This window comes from Streptomyces sp. McG3 (assembly GCF_018619185.1).
Classification (GTDB): Bacteria; Actinomycetota; Actinomycetes; order Streptomycetales; family Streptomycetaceae; genus Streptomyces.
Window position 1 is genome coordinate 1 of the sequence record NZ_JAAXYC010000446.1, and the last position, 4,998, is coordinate 4,998.

Annotated in this window: 4 protein-coding genes and 1 pseudogene; all 5 read right to left on the minus strand. The window is 74.7% G+C overall.

Translation table 11 applies throughout. The features are described 5' to 3' along the window. Positions 1 to 616: hypothetical protein (locus HET64_RS36550; protein ID WP_374105605.1), on the minus strand; the 616-nt coding region annotated here is incomplete at its 3' end. Continuing rightward, positions 603 to 2,222 carry a substrate-binding domain-containing protein gene (locus HET64_RS36555; RefSeq protein ID WP_215111539.1) on the minus strand — a complete coding sequence of 540 codons (1,620 nt, stop codon included), beginning with the start codon at positions 2,220 to 2,222 and terminating at the stop codon, positions 603 to 605. The genes HET64_RS36555 and HET64_RS36550, both read right to left, overlap by 14 nt. Next, on the minus strand, positions 2,219 to 3,469 hold the full coding sequence (locus HET64_RS36560; RefSeq protein ID WP_215111540.1) for a toxic anion resistance protein: 1,251 nt from the start codon (positions 3,467 to 3,469) through the stop codon (positions 2,219 to 2,221). The genes HET64_RS36555 and HET64_RS36560 overlap by 4 nt, the downstream gene beginning before the upstream one ends. A gap of 66 nt (positions 3,470 to 3,535) precedes the next feature. Beyond that, positions 3,536 to 4,624 (minus strand): hypothetical protein, encoded by a 1,089-nt coding sequence (locus HET64_RS36565; protein WP_215111542.1) that lies wholly within the window; start codon positions 4,622 to 4,624, stop codon positions 3,536 to 3,538. A 159-nt stretch (positions 4,625 to 4,783) separates the two neighbouring features. Then, positions 4,784 to 4,998, minus strand: a pseudogene (locus HET64_RS40190) (hypothetical protein); the annotation flags it as partial.

Below are 4,998 nucleotides of genomic sequence, written 5' to 3' on the forward strand. Positions count from 1 at the left end.
GGTACTTCGTGTGGGACCGCTGGCGCGACTCCTCCGCCTCCCGCGCCCCGTCCACCAGCCCCTGGGCCTCCCCGTGCAGCAGCGCCACCTGCCGCTCCAGCTCCTCCTCCGGAGCCCGCGCGCCCGGCGCGAGCCGCGTCCACCACCGGGTCCGCAGATACACGTCGACGGACTCCGGAACGTCCCGGCGCACCGCCCGCGCCACCACGTGCACGCCCTCCGGGTCGTCCGCCAGCGCCTCCGAGGCCCAGCCGGGGGCGAGCAGCCCGTCCAGCAGGCCGGTCAGATCGGTGAGCCGTTCCGTCGCGGCCGCCGGCAGATCCACCCGGTCCAGATAGGCCCGCAGGGTCACCAGGTCGGCCCGCAGTTCGTCCAGCCGGGACGACGGATCCTCGAACGCGGGGGCCGGCGGCCGGGGCGGCGGGGCGAGCAGCGCGCCCGCCCCGTACAGCCCGCCGACCACCACCGGCCAGTACGGCCCCGCGAACCCGGTGAAGGTGAGGGCGAGACCGACGAGGGCCGCGGCGCCGCCGGCCAGATTCCGGGCCGACTCCAGATAGCCGACGACCCGGGCCGCCACGGATCGGCCTCCGCCCCGGCTCCTACTGGTAGCCACGGATCTCCTCGAACGCCCCGTCCAGCGAACCGGGACCCTCCTCCTTCGTCCCGTCGAAGAGCCGGCCGCCGGTCAGCGCCGCGATCGACTCCAGCTCGGAGCGGTCGGAGTCGCCGAACACGACCGGGAACACCGGGGTGATGCGACGGGCGGCGGGCAGCGCCCGGTAGAACGCCGCGAACTCCGCCGCCGACCGGCCCGCCGTGTTCTCGCCGTCCGTCATCAGCACGATGGAGGTGAACGCGGACTCGGTGTCCGGGCCGAGGTGGTCGTAGGCGGCGGCGAGCGACGAGTAGATCGCGGTGTCCCCCTCGGCCGTCAGCGCCGCGGAGTCCGCCCGGATCGCCGCCGGGCCCGCCTGCGGGTCCGCCGGGTCGACGGTGTGCGTGCGGACCTGTTTGACGGTGGACCCGAACGGCAGCAGCGTGACCTGTTCGCGCTCCCGGAAGTCGCCGGTCAGCCCGTTGAGCGCGGACTTCAGCCGGGCCAGCCGCGCGCCCTCCATCGACCCGGAGGTGTCCAGCACGTACACGGTCCGCGACGGCCGCCGCAGCCGGTGCTCGTACGAGGACAGCAGCCCGTCCGCGACCGACCGCGTGCCGGGGAAGGGCAGTTCGCGGCGCTGCTCGGGGGAGAGCGGATCGGCGGGGCGCGCACCGGCGACGACCGGCCGGCGCAGGGTCCGCCCGGTGATCTCCCGCTGCACGCCGGTGGACCGGAAGTGCTCGGTCAGTGTCCGTACGGCGTCCCGGGCGCCGGGCGTGGCCCCGGTGAGGGCGCTCAGCGGGTAGTCGGCGGTCACCACCCCGTCGCGGGGGCGGATCACCGTCAGCCCGGCGCCGGTGTCCCGGTTCAACGACAGCAGCACCGACTCGTAGTTGATCAGCGCGTCCACACCGGAGCGCCGGGCGTACGCGGAGGCCAGCCACCCCGAGGAGCCGGAGGTCAGCCGCTGCCCGGTGAAGAACTCCTTCAGCTTCGGCCCGGCCCTGCGGACGTCGGCGTCGGTGAGCGCCGCCTGTGCGCCGGAGAGCCCGGACGCCACCGAGATCAGCGCGGCGAAACCGGAGTTGGAGCGGCTCGGGTCGGTCATCCCGTACGTCAGGTCCCCGGCCGCGACCGCCCGGTGGACCTGCGCCCAGCTGACCGCCCCGGCGTCCCAGCCGAGCCGCCGTACCGTCTCGGGCCGCACCCCGAGGGCGACCGGGGAGGCCATCAGGGGGGTCTCGGAGGCGATCCGGCGGGCGGCCTCCGGGTCGAGGCGCAGATAGTCGTTGGACGACAGCCACACCGCGTCGAACGCCCCGTCCGCCTTCCCGGACGCCAGGCGCTCCACGGCGTCCAGCGTGCCCGCCCAGGTGGGCCGCACGGTGATCCCGGTCGCCTCGCGCGCCTTCTCCAACAGGGGTTCCATGTCGCTGAGTTCGCTGGAGGCCAGCACGCGGACGGTCCCCGTGCGGGGACGCCCGTCGTCGCCGCCCCGGCCGGTGTCCCGACCGTCGTCCCGGTCCGTCGTACAGGCGGCGAGCGGGGCGATCAGGGCCGTGGCCAGCAGCGGGAGGAACGCGCGCCGGGCCAGGACGCCCTTCCCCGGGCGGCTGTTCATGAGAGGCCCCCGTCCAGCGCCGGATCCGCCGCGCGGCTGCGTTCCAACCGGGCCCCGGCCTCCTGGAGTTCGGCGGTGAGCGACTCCACGGTGGCCGCCATGGCCCCGGTCGCCCGCGCCTTGTACGTGTCGATCGCGTCGAGCGTCGCGTAGATCTGCCCGAACGCGGTGCGCAGGGTCTCCACGCCGACCGCGGGGTCGGCCGCGATGCGCTGGATCTCCCCGCTCTGCGTGGCGAGCATCTCCGCGTTGCCCCGGACGAGGTCCTCGGTGGTCGAGCGCAGCACTCGCACCTGCTCGGTGACCCGGCGCTGGTTCTCCAGCGCCGAGGACAGCATCACCGCGATCCGCAGCGCGGACACGGTGGTGGTGGCCGCCCGGTCGACGCCCTTGATCAGCTCGTCGTTGTTGCGCCGCACGACGTCCATCGCCAGGTACCCCTGGGCGCAGACCGCGATCTGGGTCAGCAGGTCCTGGTGCTTCTGCCGCACGGGAAACAGGACGTCGGCACGCAGCGCGTCCGCCCGCACCGGGTCGCCCGCCGCCTCGGCCTCCGCGACGCGCCGTTCCACCACGCCGTCGAGGGCCTCGGTGAGCACCGCGTACTCCTGGAGCTTGCCCATGGAGTCCCAGAGGTGGCTGCGCTCGGTGTGCAACGCGGCGTTGTCGCGCCGCAGTTCGTCCTGGCCGCCGCGGAGCGACCCGACGATCCGGTCGAGGGTCCCCCTCGCGGAGGCGTACTTCGCGACGTGGTCGCGCAGCCGGCGCCCGCCCGGCAGCCGGGACAGCAGCCGTCGGGCCCCGCGCCCCGGGGTGTCGCGCGGATCGAGGTCCTCCACCGTGCGGCGCAGCTCGACCAGCGAGGCCCCCACGCGGGCCGGGGCGTCGCCCTCGCCGGAGGCGAGCGCGCGGACGGTGCGGTCCAGCATCCGGTTGGACTGCTGGGCGGCGCCGCGGATGTCGCCCTGCCCGAGCGCGGCGATCTCGCCGACCCGGGCGCCGAACTCGGGGGAGCGGGCGTCGAGCCCGGCGAGGCTCTCGACGTACTCCTCGGCGCGCCGGACCAGGTCGGCCCGCACGGCCTCCGCGACCGGGACGAGCCCGGAGGCCTGCTCGGCGCGGATGGGGGTGACGGGTGCGGGCGGGGTCAGCACGAGCGGGGTGGTCGGTGGGTCGTACGGCTGTCGAGGGTCCTGGGGCCCGGCGTTCTGCGCACCAGGGTTATGGGGCCCGGCGTTCTGGGGCATGGTGGAGGTCTCCTGTGCTGCGGGTGCGGTTCCGGGGAACAGGGCGTGCCGCGGGCCGGGGCGTCGTCAGCCGCGAGCCCGCCGTGCCATCGAGCGCAGCACCTCCGCGGTGGGCACGGGAGCCTGGCGTACGCCGGTCAGCCGCTGGTCGATGTAGGCGGTGTGATCCGCGGTCGCGGTGATGAACTCGGCCGCCGCGCCCTGCGGCCGGAAGCCGTGCCGTACCGCCAGCTTCCGCAGCCCGGGGTCGGTGGACAGCAGCTCGCCGAGCTCGCGGCCGTGTTCCGTCAGCGGTACGAGGGTGTGGTCGCTGGACACCGTGGTGTCCGGGTAGAGGACGACGAGGTCGCCGATCTCCTGCCGCTGACTGCTCATCAGGAGAGAGGCCACCTGCGACTCGTAGACCAGCACGAGGGGGTTGCCCACTCCGCTGATGAAGTCGCGGAACGGCGCGTCGCTGCTGGTCTGCTGCGCGCCCTGCACCTGCACGAGCTTGCGCATGAGGGGCGCGGTGCGCTCCACGGACTTCGCGTCCGCGGCGACCCGGCCGCCGTCGGCGACGTAGGAGGCGGCGGCGAGGTAGAGCGCACCGGAGTTGGAGGTGACGGGGTCGGTGCTCGTGATGAACACCGTGCCGCTCAACTCGGCATGCCCCGAGGCTCCCTTGAGCTGCTGCCAGGTCCGGTCGTCCTCGGCCGCCGCGAGGTAGGGGCCCATGAGGAGCGTCCCCTGCGTGGTGAACTTCGACCCGCCGGCGGACCGCAGCCGGGCCAGCCCGTTGTCCGCGAGGACCTCGGCCGCGTTGCGATGGGCCACCACGACGAGCGGCGAGTAGAACGGCCGCAGCGGGCCGCCCTGGGCATCGGCTCCCCGGCGCAGCTCATCGGCCGGGGCCTTGGAGCCGGGAAAGGCGAAGTCGTGGCCCTTCAGGGGCAGCCGGTCCATCGCCCAGGACCCGGAGGTCTCCGTCCGAACGGTGAACCCCTTGGCCGCGAGGGCCTTCACGGTGTCGGGGTCGGCGAAGAACTCGGCCTTCTCCGACCCGATCACCCCGCGCACGGTCCTCACGGCGGTGCCGCTGTCCCCGCCGTCGCGGCCCAGGGCGACGGCCGCTGCCACACCGGCGATCAGCACGACCGCCAGGACGATTCCCACGATGCGTCTCACCTGCGCAGCGTGCTCGCGGAAACCCACATTCCGGGCCGAGTTGGGTGGACGGAAGATGAAGGGGCCATCCCAGAACGCAACGGCCCCGGTGAAGGAGGGGCCGTGGCACCCGGTCCGCGCGCCTCGACGGCACGCGGACCGGGGCCGTCAGTGGGCGCCGACCAGCCGCCCGGAGGGGGCGGGGTCGGCGAGGGCCGCCGTGTGGGCGTCCATCCGTTCGGCGGAGAGGATGGCGGCGGTGGTGTCGGCGCGGGACGCCGCCGCAGCGCCGCGTACGCCAGGACGTACAGCGCGTACGCCAGCGCCCACCGCTCCCCGTGGTCCTCGCAGATCTCCCGGACCTCGTCGCAGATCGCCGCGGC